This is a genomic window from Selenomonas ruminantium subsp. ruminantium ATCC 12561, assembly GCF_000424065.1.
GTDB lineage: Bacteria > Bacillota > Negativicutes > Selenomonadales > Selenomonadaceae > Selenomonas_A > Selenomonas_A ruminantium.
In genome coordinates this window covers 34,569-56,614 of sequence record NZ_KE384127.1, presented here as the reverse complement: position 1 = coordinate 56,614, position 22,046 = coordinate 34,569, and the positions used below count along the sequence as shown (strand labels likewise).

The window sequence follows — 22,046 nt, the reverse complement described above, 5'->3', positions numbered from 1 at the left end:
GATGGGGAAATATTCCTCCCTGCATACATGAATTTATAATACATAAAAAGGTCATGCGTCACCGTTCATGGAGCATATATTCATCATCTTCATCAATGATCTGCAGCATAACATCAGCGAACTGTGGGTCAAACTGTGTCCCCCGCCCCTTGACGATTTCACCACGCACCACGTCCTGTGGCAATACATCGCGGTAACTGCGCCGGGAAGTCATCGCATCATAAGCATCGGCCACGGCAATAACCCGTGCATAAACCGGAATCTGACTGCCTGCAAAACCATCTGGATAGCCCTTGCCATCGTAACGTTCATGATGTGAACGCGCACCAATGGCCAGTTCCGGAAATTCCGCGACCAAATCCAGGATTTCCGAGCCAATGACCGTATGCTGCTTTATCTTGTCATATTCCTCATCGGTAAGATGGGTGGTCTTATTGATGATCGCCTCCGGGACACCTATTTTGCCGATATCATGCAAAAGCCCCATAAAATAAATCCTGCGCTGCTCCTCCTCAAGCCAGCCCAATTTATAGGCAATATGACGGGCATAACGGGCCACCCGCTGGGAATGACCACGGGTATAGGCATCCTTGGCATCGATAGTCTTCGCCAGGGCCATAACCGTTTCCTCAAAAAGCCGTTCACTAGACGCCAGCCGGTCCTCCGCCAGCTGGGTCTGCCGATGTACTTCCTCCTTGAGGTTGCTGTGCAGATACTCCAGTTCCAGTACCTGCTCCACCTTTTTCACCACAATAATAGGAATAAAGGGCTTGCGAATGATATCAAAGCCCCCGGCCATCGCCACGGCTGCTTCGGCCTTTTGACTTTGGTCCTGTACAATCATGATAACCGGCAAATCCTTAAACCGCGGTTCCTGATGAATTTTGCGCAAAACTTCAAAGCCGCCCATATCCGGCAGCTTCGAAGCCAGCAGCACCAAAGTGACATTATGTTGTTTTATATAAGACAGAGCCTCCCTGCCTGAGGCAACTTCCTTCAGTTTCACTCTGGGGTCCAGTATTTGATGAAGTCTTTGACGGTCTCCCTCATTGCCGTCCACGAGCAGAACCACAGTCTGTCTCATCTGGGATATTTGCATAAAATTATTCTTCCTTGCCTAAAAACAATTCTCTGCCATATTTTGCCTTATTTTCGCTAAAAAATCAAGCATTTATCTATAAATTTATCCCTCGCGTAAAATACCGATAAGCACATCGGAAACTACTTTCCCCCAATCTACTTCCGTGCTGCCGCCATGGTTCCCCCCATTATTGGCCGGCTGTCTTTCCGGATACTGTTCCGGATAGGCATGACGTTTGGCCCGGAGCATGGCCGACTCAACTTCCTTATCACTATGGCCACAGTCTTCCCAGGCCTGTTCCAATTCCCAATAAGCCTTTTCCCACTGACGCCTGTCGGAATAAATCAACCCCTGATAGTAGTTAACCCGCCAGATGGGATAAATGGAATTGTTGTGCGGCGTTCTCTCCGCAGAGGCAAAATCCGTCAACGCCTCTGTATCCATATTGCGTTCATAATAAGCACGACCACGCAAATAGTATGCGTAGGCCAAAGGGCTGTCCGTAACCTTGGTATCGCCAATGACCTTATTCAGTTCAAAGATGGCTCTGCGCTGTTCTCCCTGTTGAATCATCACCGCACAACGGTCAAAAATATCCTGCAGGGAATATTGCGATTCCAATTCCGAACCGATTTTTTCCTTTTCCTGTCCCTGTGCCTGCTTGTATCTTTCCAGCAGTTCTTCGTTCTGCTTCTTTAGTGCGTCCCGTTCCTTCTGCAATTTTTCCAGTTTGCTGCGATTTTCCATCATGGACTTCAAGTCAATATTATCGGTATCCACTTCGCAGGTCAATGTTACGGTGTATTTCCAGACTCCCGCCGACAGCTCTGGCACAGCCTGTTCCCGCAATACTTTCAGTACAGCCCCGGAAATGACCTTGACATCATCAGCCGTCAATTCCATATTCTGCGTTTTGGAATAGCTTTCCACATAGACACCGGCTTTTTCCGTAGCAGAACGCATGGCTTCCTGCCGGGCCGCATCCTTGGCAATCTTCGGCGAATCATTTTCCCCCATGATATATACGCCGCTGGCCGTTATCTGCTGTGGTGCAGCCAGTCCATTAACCGGCAGCAGACAAACCAATCCCAGTATAATTCCTAGAATAACCTGTTTCAAGTCAACCCCCGCCTTTCCCCTTGATTTCTATTGATTATATCGTATATTATACTACGGAATTTAAGCAAATATGTTGATTTAGTCATTAAATTTTGGTTAAAAATAAAAGGCGCCGCAGCGCCCTTTGCTAAATTCAGTAACTGTATTCAGGAATCGGCTTTTTGGTCAGCGTGTTCGTTATCCAGGCAAAATGCATCTGCAGATAACGCCCGACCTGTTCACCGATGTATTTCTTCCCATAATAATCCGGATGCAGACCATCTGTCGTATAGGTGCTGCGCAGATTGCCCAGGCTGTCGGTAAGTGCCGTAGATACATCGACATGATACTGCTGCTTCATCACCCAGGCATTGATATACTGCTGATGCATCTGCCAGTCATAGGGCGGCTGCTCGATCTGGGCACGGCTGACCATCATGGTCGGATTGATCGGCGTAGCCGTCAGGAACACGACAATTATCCCATAGGCCTCGCATTTTTCCTTGATGGCCTGCAAATTGGCCACCGTATGGGCCCCAAAAGTTCCACCGCGATAATCATTTACCCCGCCCATAACCACCAGCACACGCGGTGAAGCCGGTAACACATCGCGTTCAAAGCGTTCGAGCATCGCTTCTGTGGTATTGCCGCTAAAACCTAAATTCTTCACAGGCACCTGACTGTAGGACTCCCAATCATAAAGCAAATAGCCCGGCGATACGGACATAGCCCCGCCACCGTGGGTGATGCTGTCTCCCAGCGCCGCAATAGGTGCTTTTTCACTTTCCACGGTAAAGTAGCTTTTCTCCGACCAGCCGCTCAAAGCACTGCCATCATCATTCAGCGAACGCACCTGCCAATAATATTTTCCCGGCACACTGTAACCGCCATCTTCATAAACATCATATTCTCCGCCCTGCAGCGTGCGAATGAGTTTATCCCCCTGGTCGGTTACCTGATAAACCTTTACTTCATGCTGTTTGGCCCTGCCGTAAGGTATCCAGGAAAAAACCGGATAAAGCGGCATATAATCCATGCGTTCAAACTGCGTAGTCGGACGAGGAGCAGTCACATTCAACGTCCCTCCCTCGGTTATGGGTTTGGGCTTGGAAAAATGCAGATTACCCACTGGATTGCCATTGTAGTCCAAGGGACAAACCTTCCAGTAAAAACCGGCTGCTTCTTCACCAAAAGAACTTAAATCCAGCGTCACGCCATTGGTATATATCTGACTGTAGGTCAGGGCGATATTATCAGCTGTATCTTCAGCAGATTTCAAAATAACCACCTGATAACGCACAGCACTGGGAATTTCCTTCCAGACCAATTGCACATTTTTTATCGGCATAGCCACCTGTCCTTTATTCTCAGACGGCACAGGCTGCGCTTTCTCCGCGGTCTGACCAAATTTTATCCGCACAGCAGCACTATCATCAGCAGCCTGTACATCGCCCATATTGATTGTCACTGCAGCCATCAAAGCCATTACGCCTGCCAGTAAACGCTTTTTTTTCACTATCACCAACGACCTCCTCAATCAAGTGCGCATCATATTGATGGCATAATTTTCCGGATGCATTCCCGGCGCAGCGGTCACTTTTATGTCCATGGCAAATTCAGCGGCTAAATTCATGAGCAGCTGATTATGCCGGAGTTCCTCTGCCACCGTTTCGTGGACTTCGATTTCATAGCCGTCTTCGGCATGTGCCTTATGCTCCATGCGGCGAATATCCGCTGCGATGCGGATACTCACCGTCTCGGGGGACTCCACCCGGCCCCGCCCGCGGCAGATGGGACATTCACTATAGATGATGCTGTCTAGATTCTGCCGGGATTTTTTGCGCGTGATTTCCACAAGGCCCAGGCTGGTAATATCCACAATGTTGGTCTTGGTGGGGTCAGACTTCGCCAGCTCCCGCAGATGCTCAAGCAGCAGCTCCTTCTGCTCGTCCTTCTCCATATCGATAAAATCCACGATGATGATGCCGCCAATATCGCGCAGGCGCAGCTGCCGCATGATTTCCTCCGCAGCTTCCTGATTGGCAGCATAGACGGTTTCGCCCAGATTGGTCGTACCTGTATACTTGCCTGTGTTCACATCAATTACCGTCAGCGCCTCGGTCTTATCAATGACCAAAAAGCCGCCGGATTTCAGTTCTACAGTACGCCCTCCCAGATTATCCAGTTCCTCATCTATACCATAATGCTTAAACAGCGGTTCCCGGCTGTCATAATAACGGATTCTTTCCGTAAGTTCCGGAGATAACAGCTGCACAAAATCCCGCACCCGCTGATAGACCGCCCGATTATCAATCAGCATGGAATCCACATCATGGGTTAAGCTATCCCGCACCGTGCGGATAATCAAATCTGCATCACGGTACAGGAGATTCGCCCCCTTGCTTTTCATCTTAAAGCGGGCCATCAGGGAATGCCAGAGCTTAGAGAGGTACTCCACATCTTCCCGCAGGGCAGCTTCCGAAACGCCTGCCGCCACCGTACGAATGATAAGGCCCATACCTTCAGGGCAGATTTTGGCAGCAATTTCATGGAGCCGGCTGCGCTCCACTTCATCCTCAATCCGCCGGGACATACCGATATAAGCCGCCGTAGGCAAAAGCACCACATTGCGCCCCGGCAGGGTGATATGGGTCGTGGCCCGCGGCCCCTTAGAGCCTGTGGCGTCCTTGATAATCTGCACGGGAAGCTGCTGGCCAATATGAATCTTCTGTGGCCGGGGAAGCGCCTGCTTCACATCAGACGGCAGACCATCGCCGATATACATAAAGGCATTCTTGCCCGTGCCAATATCGACAAACGCCGCCTGCATACCCGGCAGGACATTCTGCACCTGCCCCTTGTAGATATTGCCGACAAGATGCGAATGCGTAGCACGCTCCACCTCGATAGAAGACAACTTTCCATCTTCAAGAATCGCCAATTTGGTTTCTTCAGGCACCACAGTTACTAAAATAGATTTCATCCATTCACCTCCCCTACTCAACGTATTTCCACCTCATCCGCCCCCCAAAATGGGAGAAGTAGTTTGCTTTTCTTTAACCACGAATAAGATAATATGCTATATCGTTACCCAGCGCTCAAGGATGAGCGCAGGTGGCCGTAAATCCCCGGACGGGATTTCAGGCCACGTTTTCGCCTGTGCCCGAATGGGTATTTGGGTACTTTTCTTTGCGCCAAAGAAAAGTACCGCGCACTAACTATACAAGTTCCACAAGCCTTTTCCCGTCAGCCAGCATCGCCGTCCGACAGATTTTCGCCTCAGCTGCCTTCGCAGGCATCGCGAACTGCTCAATGAGCGCACCGATTACCTCAATCGGCTTCACACTGCCGCTGTCCGTAATCGCAATATCGATATCCAAAATCAGCATATCGCCTTCGGCAGAAACTTCCACCGGCTTTTTCATATAAGCCTTGAGCTCAATATCCCGTTTCTTCTTCGGCGTAACACGCTGAAACTGAACTTCACCAGCTTCATTGTACTTCTTCACCGCCGCATGCGCAAGCGCTAATTCACCCTGCAGCGGCATGACCGCACGATACCGCGCTTCCGTAGCCTGTGCCATCATGGCCTTCTGCTTGGTCCTGACTTCCCGCAGTTCCGTAAGTTCAATCCCCGGCGGCAGCTGGGCTTTTAATTTATCAAAGACTTCCGGCTGACAGACCGGCTTTAAGAGTTCAAACTCCATGTATTCCGCCTGACTCGTCACGCCCAAGGACAAGGCTGACGCAAAGGCGACCTTCATATGGTGGTTGAAGCCCTCGGAATACGCCATCGGCAGGCCGGAGCGCTTGAACGCACGAATGAAGATATTGGCATAATCCAGATGCGACACATAGCGCAAATCTTCGCCCTTGGTGATTTCCGCGCGGTATTTATAGAGCGTGCGCGGACGACCGGAATCCTTGGGGTCACGATGGACTTTCGCAGGCAGTTCCGGCGACTGATAGCCGCGTTCTGCTTCTTCCTTGGCATAGTCCATCACATGAACGCCTAAGTTCGGGCAGATACCGCAAGCCGAGCACTTGCCCCGGCGGCAGTCTTCGGTGAGTGCCGCCTGCATGGCCTTATGCCACTCACGCAGCAGGAACTCCGTATTGACGCCCGGCGAGGTAATCGCCCAAGGCAGTGCCTCATTAAAGTTACGCGTGCGCTGGCTGTAATATTTCCCATCAATGCCGCATTTTTCCATCGCTTTGAGCCATGTTTCATGCTGGTACAAATCCGTCCAGCCATCGAACTTGGCACCGTCCTGCCATGCCTGATAGAGAACCTTCGAAAGACGGCGGTCGCCACGGGCAAACACGCCTTCGATAACGGACAGGCGGGCATCGTGATAGTTAAAGGTAATCGCGCGGTCGGTGATATGCTCCTTCAAGAGCTCCTGACGTCGCTGGAATTCTTCAATGGGCAGCTGCCCGAACCACTGGAACGGCGTATAGGGTTTCGGCACGAAGCAGGAAACGGATACCGTGACCTTGACGCCCCGCTTGCCCTTGATTTCCGTATAGAGGTCAACGACTTTTTTCGCGAGCTTGGCAATGCCGATAACATCTTCATCGGTTTCCGTCGGCAGGCCCATCATAAAGTAGAGCTTAACCTGTTTCCAGCCCTGCTTGAAGGCCGAAGCGCAGGCGTTCATGAGGTTTTCTTCCGTAACGCCCTTGTTGATGACATCGCGCAGACGCTGCGTGCCTGCTTCGGGCGCAAAGGTCAGACCGGACTTTCTGACCTGCTGCATCTTATGTGCCAAATCAATGGAAAAACTGTCAATGCGCAGAGACGGCAGCGAGAAGCTCACTTCCTCGTCTTTAAAACCGAGCATCAAATCATCCACCAGGCGCCCCAGGCAGGAATAATCTGCCGAGGACAGCGAAGTCAGGCTCATTTCATTGTAGCCCGTGCTGTCCACCAAACCTCTGGCCATTTTTTTGAGCTTTTCTTCCGTGCGTTCGCGTGCCGGACGGTAGCAGATACCCGCCTGACAGAAACGGCAGCCACGGGAACAGCCGCGGAAGAGTTCGAGCATGGCGCGATTGTGGACGATATCCATGGACGGCACCAAAGGATGCTCTACGCTCATGGCCTCATCCATATTCTTGCAGACACGCTTATAGATAAGGGTCTTCGCGTTTTCATGCAGTGGTTCGAGCTTTTCAAAGGCCCCATCTGCCGTGTATTTCGGCTCGTAGAAGAACGGCACATAGATACCCTCAATGGTCAGCAGACGTTCAAGGAACCCTCTGCGCCCGCCAGTGCGCCCTGCCTTCTTCCATTCGATAAAGGCCTTGGACACCTCGACAATCACTTCTTCACCTTCGCCGACGATAAAGAAGTCAAAGAAGTCGGCAATCGGCTCTACGTTGTAGACGCAGGGGCCGCCGCCCACGATAAAGGGCATATCTTCGCCACGGTCTTTGCTCCAAAGGGGAATCCCCGCCAAATCCAGCATATTGAGCACGTTGGAGTAAATCATCTCATACTGCAGGGAAAAGCCGAAGAAATCAAAAGCGATAAGCTCATGCTTCGTTTCCAGCGAGAACAGCGGGATATTGCGTGCCCGCATCTCCGCTTCCATATCCGTCCAAGGCGCATAGACACGCTCGGCGGCAATGCCCGTTTCCCGATTCAGGATTTCGTAGAGAATCGCGAGTCCCAGATTGCTCATGCCCACTTCATAAACATCGGGCAGGGCCAGCGCGAAAGTGCAGTCTACCTTATCCCAATCCTTAACCACTGCATTCCATTCGCCCCCCGTATAGCGGGACGGCTTTAGCACCGACTGGAGCACCTCATGATTGAGTTGTACCATTTCGTTAAATTCCTCCATACATCTTTTACATTCAGTTCCTAATAAGATTTAAGAGAAGGCTCCGTAAGGAGCCTTCCCTAGAATTCTAATTTCTTTTTTCTAAGTTGTATATTTAGTAATATCGCTATCGCCACGATATTGGTGGTCAGCGAGCTTACCCCGTAGCTCATGAGGGGCAGCGGAATACCCGTAACCGGCATGATGCCCAAGGTCATGCCCACATTGACCAGCACATGGAAGGCCAGCATGGACGTGATGCCTACCGCCAGCAGACGGCCAAAGATATCGCTGGCATCCTGGGCGATCTGCACGCCGCGCCACAGTACCACGAGATACAACAGGAGCAGAACCACGACACCGATAAAGCCCAGTTCCTCACCTACTACAGCAAAGATAAAGTCCGTGTGATTTTCCGGCAAAAAGTCCAGCTGGCTCTGCGTACCCTCGAAAAGACCTTTACCAAAGAGCATACCAGAGCCAATGGCAATTTTGGACTGGATGATATGATACCCCGACCCCAGTGGGTCCACATTGGGGTCCATAAAGACCATGATACGCATTTTCTGATAGTCTTTCAAAAAATGCCAAAGCAATGGCATCATTGCAATGCCTGTGGCAAATATCCCGCCTAAGAGCCGCAGATTGATACCACAGACAAAGACCATACCAAAGAAAATAGCCATAAATACCAGCGATGTACCTAAATCCGGCTGCTTCAGAACCAACAGGAACGGTACCCCCACATAAGCCGCCACCGGCAGCAAATCATGGATATTGTTGAGTTTTCCCACGCGATCTTCCAGCATCGCCGCCAACGAGATAATCATAATGATTTTGGAAAACTCCGAAGGCTGAATACTGATGGGGCCGATGGAAATCCAACGCTGAGCGCCTAAGGCCGATTGTCCCACCAACATAACCGCCAGCAGCATGATGAGATTAAAGATGTAGAGCTTGTTGCCATAGCCCTGCAGTATCTTATAATCAAAGTTCATCAAAAAAGCTGCCATAGCGATGTTTACCGCCGCAAAGATTCCCTGCCGGGCAACGAACCAATACCGCTCTTCACCGGGCGTATTGATGTGCGTAGCACTGCCGATAATGATGATACTCATCACCAGAATGCCCGCCGTGGCTGCCAGCAAGGTGATGTCCGTACGGCGCAAAATCGATTTTGTCATACCACTCTATCTTCTCTCAGTGCTCCCCCTTGTCATGCTTCATACGGCTGACCGGGATATTGGCCACCAAGGCCACGGAATCATCATCGTTAGCCAGAGAGATATCCATATCCTGCTGATTGATTTCCATATAATTGGAAATCACCTTGATGATGTCGTTTTTCAGGTTGTCCATAACTTCGGGAGAGATATTGGCGCGGTCATGGATAAGCACTACCTTTAAGCGATCCCGGGCAATTTTACCGGTTTCTTCTTTCTTGCCAAAAATTTTCATCAATGCCTCCAACATATAACCCCTCCTCTCATCGTCTGAACATACGTTTAAGGCGTTTCCACCAGCCGCCTTCTTTATGGAATTCCATAAAGGGAATATCTTCACCCAGCATGCGGCCTACGATGTTACGGTAAGCCTGACCGGCTTCACTGTCACTCATGGTCACGCAAGGTTCACCCTTATTGGTACTGGTAACAACCTTCAAATCATCAGGCACCTGCCCGATGCAGTCCAGAGAGAGGATATCGTTAATGGCTTCCATATCGAGCATATCGCCGTCTTCGACCATCTGCGGACGAATGCGGTTGACGATAAGCTTGATGTTATCCTTGTCAGCACGGCCGAGTTCGCCGATAATCTTATCGGCATCGCGCACAGCGGAAATCTCCGGCATCGTAACCACAAGTGCCGTGTCGGCAGCAGCGATAGCCGTCTTGAAGCCCTGTTCAATACCTGCCGGACAGTCAATGAGAATATAGTCAAATTCCTGACGCAAATCGCTGCAGAGCTTTACGAGCTGTTCCGGATTTACGGCCATCTTGTCCTTGACCTGGGAAGTCGGCAGCAGGAACAGATTATCGTATTTTTTGTGGCGTACCAAAGCTTTCTTGTAAGCCACCCGTCCCTCCGTTACATCAATAAGGTCGTACATAATGCGGTTTTCCAGCCCCAACAACAGGTCGAGATTGCGAAGGCCCGTATCGGTATCCACCAATACAACCTTCTTGCCCCGCATAGCAAGTCCCATACCCAGATTAGCCGTGGTCGTAGTCTTGCCAACACCGCCTTTGCCAGAGGTAATTACATAGATTTCGCTCATATTGTCTTATCCTGCCTTTCTATTGGTTCGATTACGATTTGACCATCCTTTATGGATGCGCGTTCTGCATGTTCTGTCTTTTCCATTTCATCTGGAGAACGAGCGATTAAATTCGATATCCGGATCTGTGTCGGCATCAAGTGGTCAGCGATAATAAAGGCTGTACTGTCCCCATAAGCACCAGCATGTACCAGACCTCTGCAGGTCCCCCGGATATCAATGCTGCCACCAGCGATGATTTGTGCACCGGGATTCACATTGCCACAAACCAGCACCGATGATTTTGTGCGGATTTCCTGACCGCCCCGCAAGGTTTTGTTTATGACCACCATTTCCTGAGGCTTTAATTCCTCCGGCTGGCTGCTTGACGGAGCAGACTGCGGCCTCACTGCAGGCCGCAGTTCAAACTTTTCCTCCGGCTGTGGCTCCGGCTTCTGCGTACGGCAGATAAGGCCATAATCATGGAAAAGCCGTTGAAGTTCATCACGCTCACTGCCCATAAAAACATCCCGCGGAATGAGCACCAGTGTTCCCCGCAAAAAAAATGTCGTGCCTGATTCCAATTTCGCCCTCAGGTTCTCCCGCACATCTTCAAAGGATGCTTCCGGGGCAAAGCTCAGCTGTAAGCCAAGGGAAGTTCCCTTGATTTTTACAATATCCTCACTCATGGCTGCCCTCATTTCTATATCAATATAGTCTTACTTACATCTTTATTGTTTTGGTTTGGCCGCCGGCTCCGGCTTATTCAAACCGAACCAGGCTTCCAATACTTTACGGCCAATTGGCACGGCCGACTGCGAACCAAAGCCGCCCTGTTCCACGATTACCGCCACTACGATATCGGGATTGTCAAAGGGGCCATAGGCCACAAACCAGCCATGGTCACGGCCATGGGAATTCTCCGCAGTACCAGTCTTACCGGCAATCTCAATGGGAAAGCCCCGGAAAATACCGGCTGCCGTACCATACTTGGTAACATCATGCAGCCCGGCCTGTACCAAAGAGATAACCTCCGGACGTACATCCAGCGTTCCCAAAAGTTCCGGCTGGAACTCCTTTACCGTACTGCCATCGGGGGCTACAATGCGATTGACCAAATGCGGCTTATAACGCTTGCCATTGGCCGCAATCTCCCCCATGACCATAGCCGCCTGCAAGGGAGTTACCAGATTGAACCCCTGCCCGATGGCCGCATCGAAGGTTTCCGACAGATACCATTCCCCGTCTTCGAAGTTCTTTTCCTTATAGCGGCGGTTAGCCACCAGGCCATCCGCTTCATAGGGAAGGTCAATCCCCGTAGTCTTTCCTAGGCCAAACATCCGGGCGTATTTTTCCAAACGGTCAATGCCCAGACGGTTACCCATTTCATAGAAATACACGTTATCGGAATGCGCCATAGCCTGCTGGAAGTTGATAAGGCCCAATGCTTCGCCCTCGGCATTGCCCTTGGGAATAATCCAATGATGACCACTGTCCATAATCAGTTCCGAAGGACTTACCACGCCTTCCGTAAGCGCTGCCGTACCCGTGATGATCTTGAACGTTGAGCCCGGCGGATACTCACCGGTTATGGCCTTGTTATCCATAGGATGATAGGGATTGTTGTTCAGCTTATTCCAATCCTTCGAGGATATCCCATGCGCAAACAGATTCGGGTCAAAGGCGGGACGGCTGACCATCGCGAGGATTTCACCGGTCTGCGGATTCATCGCCACTACGGCTGCCGCATTGGCATGAATCTGCTTTAACTGCTCGTCCACGGCCTTTTCTGCTGCCGTCTGAAGATTTTTGTCAATGGTCAGATAAAGGTCATCACCGGGCGTCGGCGGTTTATTGCCAATAATCTGTACGGGCTTGCCCGTCACATCGACTTCCACCTGCTGACCGCCATTTTCCCCGCGCAGCTCTTTATCGTAAATCTTTTCCAGACCGAATTTACCAATGATATCGCCGCTCTTGTAGCCCTCATCTTTTTTCTTTTCCAGTTCCATGTCATTTATTTCACTGACATAGCCATAGGTATGCGCCGCTTCTTCTTTGTTCATGTAGTCGCGGATAGGCTGTACCTCGATGATGACACCAGGATAGTTCGTCTTTTGTTCCTCGATGATGGTGACAATATCCGGGGTAACATCGGCCTTAATCCGAATGGGGTCAAACCCCGTATGGGATTCGATTTTTTTGTTGATTTCCTCCACCGGCACCTTCAAAAGTTCCGCGACACGGTCAATCACCACCGGATCGATTTTGGTCATTACCGGCATAAGGGATACGGCAAACCCCGGACGGTTCTGCACCAAAAGCTCCCCATTGCGGTCAAAGAAGGTTCCCCGCGGAGCCATGGTGGGAATAATGCGGATACGGTTGCCCTCCGCCAGCCGGGAATAATATTCGCCCTCATAAATCTGCAGGTAACCGGCCCGGCCAATAAGCACAGCAATCACCAGCACAGACAGCCAGCCAAGAACTTTCAGCCGGCCGCCAAATTCGTCATTTTCGACCAAAAAGTATCTCTCCCATAAAATAAGGCACCGTGTCGGTGCCTTAATCAATTTGTTTCATTTATGCTGATGTTTTTATCCAATTTGTAGGTCAAATAATGCACCGGATAGGCAAACGCCAGCTGATAAATCAGCATAGGCAGCAGTGTCGTCTGCACATTGCTGATTGGATTAAAGCGATAACCTAATAATACCATAAGTAACGCCAAAATAAAATAGTTTAGCGCAGTTACCCCTAAAGATGCAAACACCGGCAAGAAAAACTGCTCCTTGTAAACACGATTGGCAAAGCGCCCGCACAGATTTCCCATGAGCATATAGGAAAAAGCATGTATGCCAAAAAACGTTCCCGTCGCCAAATCCGTCATTAGGCCCGTGATAAAGCCCATCAGTGTGCCCTTTTCCGTCCCCCGCAAAAAAGCAAAGGATACCGTAATGAGCAGCATAAAATCCGGGCTGATGCAATGATAAGCAATCAAGGGGAAAAACGACGTCTGCAGAACATAGAGGGCCACGACAAAAATCACCATTTTGCCAAAATAACTCATTTCTGCTCCTCCGCCTTTTGATTGGTCAGTTTTTCTCCCGTTACCGGATCGGTTTCTGTTCCAGGCGTCTGCATGGGCGGTTTGATTGGTTCTGGCGGAGCCTCACGGGAAGCCGTTATAACCTGCACATCTTCCAGCTTTTGGAAGTCCACCGCAGATTCCAGAATGCCAATCTTCAACAAGCCACCATCATCATTTTTCAGGCTGCTCACCAAACCGACGATAATTCCTTTGGGGTAAATGCCACCAAAGCCGGAGGTGACAATGACATCACCTTCCACGACATCGGCATTCTTGGGAATATTCACCATCTGGGGCATGGTCGGATTATCCATATCCCCCTGCACAATTCCCGTTACGCGTGATTCTGCCCGTTGCACGATTGTCCCTACCGAAGAACGTGGGTCAAGAATCAACTGCACCTTCGAGGAATTCATGCCAGCTTCCACCACCCGGCCGACCAGCCCCTGCGGCGTAACGACCGGCATATCATTGGCAATGCCGTTCATGGTTCCCCGGTCAATGACAATCATGCGGGACCAGGTATCCGATTCTCGGCCGATAACTCTGGCCGCCACCATATCAAACTGATGTGCCGCTTGCTGGTAGCCAATCATCTTCCTAAGCCGTTCATTTTCTGCCAAAGCTTCATTGGCCTGCAGATTTATCCCTCGCAGCTGCTCCACTTCATTACGCAGCATTTTATTCTGTTCGTAAAGCGTGGATATTTCCCAGACTGCGCCCGTTACATAACGAATTTCATTGGCCACCCAGGACACGGCCTGCTGAAAAGGCGACAATGCCAAAGATACCGCCTGACTGCTCACCGGTGCCTGAAAACGTCCCCGGGCTGCAAAAAAAATGATGCAAAAGAGACTGACCACAACAAACGCCATGGCCCAGCCCTTGCGTCCGTCTTCCTTATCTTTTCTTACATGATTACTCATTTTTCAGCTTCTTAACTTCTCAGCTTCTTGCTGATCATGACCACGCGCTTCAAGAGCTCGATGTTTTCCAGCGAACGGCCCGTGCCTTCACCTACGCAGGAAAGCGCATCTTCCGAGACGAGTACCGGCATACCCGTCTCATGGGAGAGGAGCTTGTCCAGATTCGTGAGAAGCGCACCGCCGCCCGTCATCATGATGCCGTGATCCATGACATCAGCAGCCAGTTCTGGCGGAGTCTTTTCGAGCGTGCCCTTCACTGCATCGATAATCTTATAGATGGGATCGTTGAGGGCTTCACGGATTTCCTTGGCCTGAATGGTCAGGTTCTTCGGCAGACCGGATACCAGATCACGGCCGCGGATGTCCATGGTTTTATCGGCTTCCGGCGTAACGATAGCCGTACCGATGGTCATCTTGATTTCTTCTGCCGTGCGCTCACCAATCATGAGATTGTACATGCGCTTGATGTACTGCATGATGGCGTTATCCATTTCATCGCCGCCAATGCGGATGGAACGGCTGGTAACAATACCGCCCAGCGAAATAACGGCGATTTCCGTCGTGCCGCCGCCGATGTCGACCACCATGCTGCCCGTAGCTTCCTCTACCGGCAGGCCTGCACCAATAGCTGCTGCCATAGGTTCTTCGATAAGATACGCCTCACGGGCACCAGCCTGCTGAGCAGCATCGATTACCGCACGTTTTTCCACTTCCGTGACACCAGAGGGCACACCTACAACTACCCGGGGACGTACAAAGGATTTCGTGTTCATGGCCTTGCGAATGAAATACTTAAGCATAGCCTGCGTTACATCAAAGTCCGCAATAACGCCGTCTTTCATCGGACGAATAGCAACGATATTGCCCGGAGTACGCCCAATCATCTGCTTTGCTTCCTCGCCTACAGCCAGAACTTCTCCCGAGTCACTCTTGATTGCCACTACGGAAGGCTCACGCAGTACAATTCCTCTGCCCTTCACATGAACCAGCGTATTCGCCGTGCCCAGGTCAATGCCCATATCGTGTGAAAAACCACCAAACAGACTCCACATTTTGTCCAAAAACTCCCTTCAGAAAAAAACCATATATGTATGCCGCATCTTCTGCCGCGCATATTTCATAAAAAAATAACTATCTTATTGTAACACAAGATAGTTATTTTGATAACAGGCAAATGTATTTTTTTCCTATAAAATTACAACAAATTTCATTAATGTATAAGCCCCTTCTCCTTGAAGCTGGTAAACGTCTCCCTGCCCAGCACCACATGGTCAAGAACGGGAATATCCATCACCTTGCCCGCCTTGACCAGACGGTCCGTTACGGCAATGTCCTCCCGGCTGGGCGTAGGGTCACCGCTGGGGTGATTGTGCAGCAGAATCATAGCGGCCGCCGCATAGTCAATGGCAGCCCGAAAGACCTCGCGGGGGTGTACTACCGAGGCCGATAAACTGCCCACCGATACCTCCGGCATACCGATGATATGATTCTTGGTATTCAGGAGCATGACCGCAAAATGTTCCTTCTGCTCAAAACGAAACCGCGGCAGGGCAAACTGTGCTACATCTTCAGGGCCATGAATCACCTGAATTTTTCCGGCACTTTGCATAGACAGCCGCCGCCCCAGTTCAACAGCAGCCTGCAGGGTGGCTGCCTTTACTTTTCCCACACCGTCAATCTTAGCCAGTTCTACTGCCGAGATATGCACCATAGCGGAAAGCCCCTGCTCCTTGATATGCGCCAAAATCTCCTCAGCTATGCGCAGCACCGACTTCTTTTTCGTGCCGCTGCGCAATAAAATGGCCAAAAGCTCTGCATTGCTAAGCGCCCGCGGCCCCTGCAGTAAAAGCTTTTCTCTTGGCCGTTCCTCAGGGGGCAAATCCCTCACCATAATCGCCATACAAATTTACGCCTGCCTTTCGCGCAAGCCGTACAACCGCATTGAGTGGCAATCCTACAACATTGGAATACGAGCCATGAATGCCCACGATGAATTCTGCCGCGCCGCCCTGAATAGCATAAGCACCGGCCTTATCCATCGGCTCACCGCTGTCCACATAGCGCTCGATTTCCGTATCGGCCATGAGGGCAAACTCCACATCCGTCGTCACCACATCGGTAAACAGATGGCCATTGTACATCCAGGCAATGCCCGTGTGTACCTGATGGGTTCTGCCGGAAAATTTCTTGAGCATCTGCACAGCCTCTTCACGGTTGTTCGGTTTTCCATAAGTATGTCCGTCCAGTGCGACCACCGTATCCGCGCCGAGAACCGCTTGATTAGGATAGAGCCGTGCCACAGCCTTAGCCTTGGCGGCGGCATTTTTTACCACCAGCTCCGTTGGTGCAAATTCATCCCCGGAAAATTCCTCTGCGGTACTGATGCGGATGTCAAAACGAACATTAATCTGCTGAAGGAGTTCCTTTCTCCGTGGCGAACCTGATGCCAAAATAAACATAATATAACCTCCTTAATCAATAACGGCGAAATAGAATCAGCGCAATCACAATCCCCAAAATACTCATGAGATTCGGGGCAAAGCCCAGACCTAAAGTCAGCTGAAGCACATACAGATTAATCGTAAAGGTCTGGGTTTCAAACACCGGAAAGGTATTGATTAGATAAGGCATTATACTGCTCAAGGCCTCCACACCAGTAAGCAGCTGCCCAAAAACGCCACCTGAAATTGCACCAATTCCCACAAATAAAATGGCCATGCCATAATCATGTCCACCTAATTTTACCACAAAAGAATCCTCCTTTAATGTACATTTATACGATATTACCGTAAATAGTCCTGCTTAAAAAGACAATAATTATAAATTAAGCCCATGGATTCTCACCGAACCCACAGGCTTACCTCAATGTACGACCACATTATTTTTGCCACGAATCAATTTGGCATCATAAAGCGCCGCATCCGCACGCTTAAAGAGTGTATCCGGTGTATCATCCGAAGCTGCCGTCACTACGCCAATGCTGACCGTAACCCGCGAACCATCAGGCAGCGCAGACTTATGTTCAATCAAATGGGCAATGCGCTCGGCAACCTCCCGTGTTTTATCACTGGCAATGCCGGAAAAAATAACGAAGAACTCATCTCCGCCCCAACGTCCGGGAACATCTGTCCCCCGGCGGGTATTCTTATGCAGCACTGCTGCAATAAGTTTTAAGGTTTCATCGCCTACGGCATGTCCGTAAGTATCGTTGATGGTCTTGAAATCATCCACATCCATCATCAACACAGACAGCGGTTCACCAAGCTCATGCGCCTGCAACAGCATCTGTTTTAATGTATGCTCCGTTTCACCACGGTTAAAGAGCCCCGTAAGCCGGTCCATCTGTGCCAGATGGGTCAGCTGACGGTTGGACTCCTCTAATTCCTGAGTCGTTCGCTCAAGGAAATGCACCAGCCGCGCCATAAGTATACGATGCTTGTTGAGTTTTGGCCGGGGCGGTATGATATTGGACTGTCTGCCCATTTGCATCCCTTCCCGCATGCCTCCGGTCATCAACGTCATGTTGGATACCATGATATCGCCATTATCGTCACGCATGAATTCACCATAAGCGTAAAACCCGGCCGAAGGAGCCAGATGCTTGCTGATGGCCAGTTCCTTTTCCGTATCGCTGCCCAAAAGCATCCACCGGGCCACGCAGCTCACCACAAAGATGGCTTCCGGCTTAAAGCTGGCCATTTTCTCCTGCAGTGCCATGGCATTATCGATAATGTCTCCAGGGTCGCCGTAAGCCAGCCGCAGCTGCTCACCGACCCGCAAATCAGCGCCGAACATCATGCTGCCGTCCTCCCGGCAGCGGCGGGGGTGACGGGCAAGCACAGTGCCATGGCGCTCAAAATAAAACGGAAAGGTTAATGCTTCTACCAAAAAGCGCTCTGTATTCCGTATCCCCAAATAGCGTTCAAAAACTTCCAGCGGCGGACGGCCGTCCAATTCCTGCAGACAAAAATCGCCTTCCATTCTGGTTACCGTCATCGTACGCCCTAAAGGCTTCCAGCCAAAGCTGGAAGCTGTCTGCACATGGAGACTGCTCCCGCTGAACACAGCAGCCACCACGCCATTGCGGAGCTGCGCATTCTGCGTAAACACCATACCATTCTTGCCCAGACTGCCATCATCAGCCAGACCGCCAAAGAAACAGATTTTCCGCCGGGCTGACGAAAGCTGCTTAAAGAACGGATTGATGTCCAAATGGAAGCCGGCCGAGATGATTTCCACTGCCGCTGCTTCCTTATCGGCCTGTAAGACAGACAACAATTCACGTCCTGATGTATTACTGCTTTTCTCATGAAAATCATAGGCAAAAACTCGTACCACAGATTCCTCAAAAAGGGTAAAATTCACCACTACGCCCTGATCCATAAGCTGGCCATTGACGATTTCCCCGCTGGAAACAGAACCTATTAACTGGGCTTCAGGAAACACGGACAAGATATTCTTCTGAATATCCTCCAGCATCGCTTTCTTGGCTGTATCCGTAAATACCGATACCAGCATGCTGGACACGTTCAGCTTGCGGCTTTCTTCCCGCACCTGTTCCACGCAAACCTGCAATTCTTTAATTGTATTTATCGCGTATGGTATTTGTTTCATCTGTCTTCAGCCCTCGTGTCTGCCCTCAATCAGCAGCTGACAGGCTCACTCCTGTTCCGTCTTTGTATCCCGCAAAAATAGTTTCAATAGTTCGTCCTTGGGTTCTTTATGCTCATGAACGATTGCATAAACCAACGCACAAATAGGCAGCTCCAAATGATACTCCCGGGCAATATCCATAAGTGCCGCTACCGTATACACGCCTTCGGCCAGTTTGCCAAAAGTCTCGCCCTTGACAAATTCCTCACCAAAGCGGCGGTTATTGCTGAACGGAGAAAAGAGGGTTGCTTCATAGTCCCCCAAATGGGACAGGCCATACACCGTCATCTTATCGCCGCCCATCTTTTCAATCAGGCGGGAAAGCTCTTTCGTCCCTCGGGCCATCAAAGCGCCCTTTAAGCTGCTATAGCCCAGACCATCGAGCATTCCTGCAGCCAGTCCCATCACATTTTTCGCCGCAGCGCCGATTTCCGTCCCCAGTAAATCTTCACCATAATAAAAGCGAATCAAGGGACTGGCAAATGCCGTCACCAAATCCCGGGTCAGTTGCATTTCCTTGGAAGCAATCACCATACAGTTGGGAATCCCCCGTACAAAATCCTGTACATGACCGGGGCCTACCCAGACAGCGACCTGTTTATCTGTGCCCAGCACCTCTCCCACAACCGTGGTCAGGCGTTTGCCCGTACCAATTTCCAGCCCCTTCATGCAGAGAACAAACTTCTTTTGCCCAAGATTCGGCAATTCCTTTAAGCGGCCACAGAACTCCCTGAGTTTTTGCGAGCTGATGGAGATAATCAGCACTTCACCGAATTCCACAGCACGGGCCAAATCGTCCGTAAGTTCCACATCTTCCGGCATGGTCAGATATTCATTTTGCCGCGTATCCCGCAGGACCTTTAAATGGGCTGATCCTTCGCGCCCCCACAGCATGACCTGATGACCAATCCGCTGGGCATACCAGGCATGAAAAGAGCCCCAACGTCCACAGCCTAACACTGCAACCTTCATTGATCTGTCCCTCACTTACTACTACCAAAATTTCCCGTCAAATCTTTGACGACCTCACCGGCAATAATCAGGCCGGCTACCGATGGCACAAACGAAATACTCCCCGGTGCGGTTCTGCCGGCACTGCCTTTTTTCTCAGCCTGCCCATCAGCGGGCAAAATGATTTTACGCGGTTCTTCCTTCGAATACACCACTTTGAGTTTTTTTATGCCTTTTTCCTTGAGCTTTTTGCGCATGACTCTGGCCAGTGGATCAACGCTGGTCTTATAGATATCCGCCACCTCAAAACGCGTGGGGTCTACCTTATTGCCTGCGCCCATGCTGGCAATGAGCGGCAGCTGCCGCTTTTGGCATTCCACGGCCAGACTGATTTTCCCCGCCACTGTATCAATGGCATCGACCACATAATCATACTTGTCCACAAAAAAACGGTCGGCAGTATCCGGCAGATAAAACGCATTGATTACCTGCACTTCTGCCTCCGGATTGATGTCCATAATCCGTGCTTTCATCAATTCCGTCTTTTGCTGTCCTACCGTGGAGGTCAGGGAATGCAGCTGACGATTGATGTTGGTAAGGCTCACCACATCATTATCCACCAGCACGAAATGACCGACACCGGCCCTGGCCAGCCCTTCTGTAACATACGAACCAACACCGCCAATGCCAAATACAGCCACACGGGCCTTAGCCAGTTTCTCCAGTCCGGCCCGTCCCAAAATCAGCTCAGAACGGGAAAATCTATGTATCGAACTCAATATTCTACCTTTCTGCCACTTACTTCTTATCCAGCCCATCTGTCAATTTAAAGGCGGGAATAGCGAATGGTCTTGAAGTTCCCCCCGCCGTTTGCTTATTCATAAAAGAAGGCACCTCCATTTGGAAGCTCTTCTCCTGTAAAGTCTCCTGCTTAAGGGTGCTTTCCGGTACCTTTACCGTGGGCGCTTTCATCACTACACTATCGGCAAAATCCGTAGCAATGATGGTCGCCTGTACAGCGCCGTCCATCTCATTGTTTTCCACCGTACCCAGGATGATATTCACCTCAGGGTCCGTATGTTTCACAATATAGCGGGAAGCTTCATCAACATCAAACAGGCTCAAATTGCAATCCCCGGTAAGGTTAAGAATAATGCCCCTTGCTCCGGACAGTTCCTTGTCAATAAGCGGGCTTTCTGCTGCAATCTTCACCGCATCAACAGCACTGCGCTGACTGACACCAATGCCTAAGAGCGCATCACTGCTCTCACTCTGGCGGAAAATGGTGGTGACATCGGCAAAGTCCACATTGATGACCCCGGTAGTAAGAATCAGTTCTGCTACGCAGTTAATGGCCTGCTTGAGGATATTGTCCGCACATTCAAAAGCCTGTACCAAAGACATTTTTCGATTTTCCGGCAGCTTGGACAGATTGTCATTCTCCACAGCAATCAAGGCATCCATTTGAGACTGCATCTTGGTAATGCCATCCTGTGCCACCTTTTTCTTGCGATTGCCTTCAAAGGAAAATGGTACGGTTACCACACCCACAGAAAGGATTCCCATTTCCTTGGCCAGACGAGCGATAAGCGGCGCAGCACCTGTACCGGTACCGCCCCCCATGCCAGCCGTAATGAAAACCATATCCGCGCCGTTTAAGGCAGCCTGTAATTTGGCTGCATCATTTTTTGCAGCCTGCTCACCGAGCTGAATATTGCCACCAGTTCCCCGGCCACGCGTCAGTGATTCACCAATCTGAATGCAGTTGACCCCAAACTGCTCAACCTGCCGCAACTGCTTCGCATCCGTATTTACCGCATACAATTCAATATCCAGTTCATTATGCTGGCCCATGCGCATGAGAACGCTGTTGCCGCCGCCGCCAACACCAAATACCTTTATTTTGATTTTCGGTTTAATCAATATATCCTCTGTGGTCATGGAGTATTCCCCTCTCTAAGGCTCATATCTTAACAATTATTCGTCATTGCCCGAGCAGATTCCTGCCCACTAGTGAAAATTTTACCATACACGGACATTATCTGCAAATGAAAAGAGCAGGGTACCTGCGTGTCCCCTGCTCCCCTTCTCAGCTGCCCGTCCACAGTATCAGCTAAAAAGAACTACTGCCAAACAAGCTAAAACCAACTTCAAGCTGTCA

The 22,046-nt window shown here is 50.4% G+C and carries 20 protein-coding genes; all 20 read right to left on the bottom strand.

Annotated elements, in window-relative coordinates:
• Positions 1 to 58 precede the first annotated feature (58 nt).
• Positions 59 to 1,084 carry an HD-GYP domain-containing protein gene (locus G598_RS0115735; protein ID WP_026767728.1) on the bottom strand — a complete coding sequence of 342 codons (1,026 nt, stop codon included), beginning with the start codon at positions 1,082 to 1,084 and terminating at the stop codon, positions 59 to 61.
• A 99-nt stretch (positions 1,085 to 1,183) separates the two neighbouring features.
• Complete coding sequence (locus tag G598_RS0115730; RefSeq protein WP_026767727.1) at positions 1,184 to 2,200, bottom strand: hypothetical protein; 1,017 nt, start codon at positions 2,198 to 2,200, stop codon at positions 1,184 to 1,186.
• Positions 2,201 to 2,333: 133 nt separating this feature from the next.
• On the bottom strand, positions 2,334 to 3,701 hold the full coding sequence (locus G598_RS0115725; RefSeq protein WP_245582840.1) for an SGNH/GDSL hydrolase family protein: 1,368 nt from the start codon (positions 3,699 to 3,701) through the stop codon (positions 2,334 to 2,336).
• Between the two features lie 15 nt (positions 3,702 to 3,716).
• Positions 3,717 to 5,162, bottom strand: coding sequence for an Rne/Rng family ribonuclease (locus G598_RS0115720; protein WP_026767725.1), 1,446 nt, complete (start codon positions 5,160 to 5,162; stop codon positions 3,717 to 3,719).
• Between the two features lie 235 nt (positions 5,163 to 5,397).
• On the bottom strand, positions 5,398 to 8,010 hold the full coding sequence (locus G598_RS0115715) for a TIGR03960 family B12-binding radical SAM protein (RefSeq protein WP_026767724.1): 2,613 nt from the start codon (positions 8,008 to 8,010) through the stop codon (positions 5,398 to 5,400).
• 77 nt (positions 8,011 to 8,087) lie between these two features.
• The gene (gene rodA / locus G598_RS0115710) at positions 8,088 to 9,191 is read right to left on the bottom strand and encodes a rod shape-determining protein RodA (protein ID WP_026767723.1); all 1,104 of its coding nucleotides are present in this window, start codon (positions 9,189 to 9,191) and stop codon (positions 8,088 to 8,090) included.
• 16 nt (positions 9,192 to 9,207) lie between these two features.
• Positions 9,208 to 9,480, bottom strand: a complete 273-nt coding sequence (gene minE / locus G598_RS0115705; RefSeq protein ID WP_026767722.1) for a cell division topological specificity factor MinE — start codon at positions 9,478 to 9,480, stop codon at positions 9,208 to 9,210.
• A 13-nt stretch (positions 9,481 to 9,493) separates the two neighbouring features.
• Positions 9,494 to 10,285: a septum site-determining protein MinD gene (gene minD, locus G598_RS0115700; protein WP_026767721.1), complete on the bottom strand. Its 792-nt coding sequence runs from the start codon at positions 10,283 to 10,285 to the stop codon at positions 9,494 to 9,496.
• On the bottom strand, positions 10,282 to 10,953 hold the full coding sequence (minC, locus tag G598_RS0115695; RefSeq protein WP_026767720.1) for a septum site-determining protein MinC: 672 nt from the start codon (positions 10,951 to 10,953) through the stop codon (positions 10,282 to 10,284). The genes minD and minC overlap by 4 nt, the downstream gene beginning before the upstream one ends.
• Before the next feature lie 42 nt (positions 10,954 to 10,995).
• Positions 10,996 to 12,789, bottom strand: coding sequence for a penicillin-binding protein 2 (mrdA, locus tag G598_RS0115690; protein WP_026767719.1), 1,794 nt, complete (start codon positions 12,787 to 12,789; stop codon positions 10,996 to 10,998).
• A gap of 44 nt (positions 12,790 to 12,833) precedes the next feature.
• Positions 12,834 to 13,334 (bottom strand): rod shape-determining protein MreD, encoded by a 501-nt coding sequence (mreD, locus tag G598_RS0115685; protein WP_026767718.1) that lies wholly within the window; start codon positions 13,332 to 13,334, stop codon positions 12,834 to 12,836.
• Positions 13,331 to 14,281: a rod shape-determining protein MreC gene (mreC, locus tag G598_RS0115680; RefSeq protein WP_026767717.1), complete on the bottom strand. Its 951-nt coding sequence runs from the start codon at positions 14,279 to 14,281 to the stop codon at positions 13,331 to 13,333. Before mreC ends, mreD begins: the two co-directional genes overlap by 4 nt.
• An 11-nt stretch (positions 14,282 to 14,292) precedes the next feature.
• Positions 14,293 to 15,333, bottom strand: coding sequence for a rod shape-determining protein (locus G598_RS0115675; RefSeq protein WP_026767716.1), 1,041 nt, complete (start codon positions 15,331 to 15,333; stop codon positions 14,293 to 14,295).
• A gap of 158 nt (positions 15,334 to 15,491) precedes the next feature.
• Positions 15,492 to 16,181: a RadC family protein gene (radC, locus tag G598_RS0115670; protein ID WP_026767715.1), complete on the bottom strand. Its 690-nt coding sequence runs from the start codon at positions 16,179 to 16,181 to the stop codon at positions 15,492 to 15,494.
• Positions 16,150 to 16,740 (bottom strand): Maf family protein, encoded by a 591-nt coding sequence (locus tag G598_RS0115665; RefSeq protein ID WP_026767714.1) that lies wholly within the window; start codon positions 16,738 to 16,740, stop codon positions 16,150 to 16,152. Before G598_RS0115665 ends, radC begins: the two co-directional genes overlap by 32 nt.
• A gap of 16 nt (positions 16,741 to 16,756) precedes the next feature.
• Entirely contained in the window at positions 16,757 to 17,029 is a 273-nt protein-coding gene (locus tag G598_RS0115660) for a DUF4321 domain-containing protein (protein ID WP_026767713.1), read from the bottom strand.
• A 114-nt stretch (positions 17,030 to 17,143) separates the two neighbouring features.
• Positions 17,144 to 18,895, bottom strand: coding sequence for a sensor domain-containing diguanylate cyclase (locus tag G598_RS18285; protein WP_080657068.1), 1,752 nt, complete (start codon positions 18,893 to 18,895; stop codon positions 17,144 to 17,146).
• Positions 18,896 to 18,940: 45 nt separating this feature from the next.
• Positions 18,941 to 19,906: an NAD(P)H-dependent glycerol-3-phosphate dehydrogenase gene (locus tag G598_RS0115650; RefSeq protein ID WP_026767712.1), complete on the bottom strand. Its 966-nt coding sequence runs from the start codon at positions 19,904 to 19,906 to the stop codon at positions 18,941 to 18,943.
• An 11-nt stretch (positions 19,907 to 19,917) separates the two neighbouring features.
• Positions 19,918 to 20,703: a tRNA threonylcarbamoyladenosine dehydratase gene (locus G598_RS0115645; protein ID WP_051180431.1), complete on the bottom strand. Its 786-nt coding sequence runs from the start codon at positions 20,701 to 20,703 to the stop codon at positions 19,918 to 19,920.
• Positions 20,684 to 21,826, bottom strand: coding sequence for a cell division protein FtsZ (gene ftsZ, locus G598_RS0115640; protein ID WP_026767710.1), 1,143 nt, complete (start codon positions 21,824 to 21,826; stop codon positions 20,684 to 20,686). Before ftsZ ends, G598_RS0115645 begins: the two co-directional genes overlap by 20 nt.
• Positions 21,827 to 22,046: the final 220 nt, after the last annotated feature.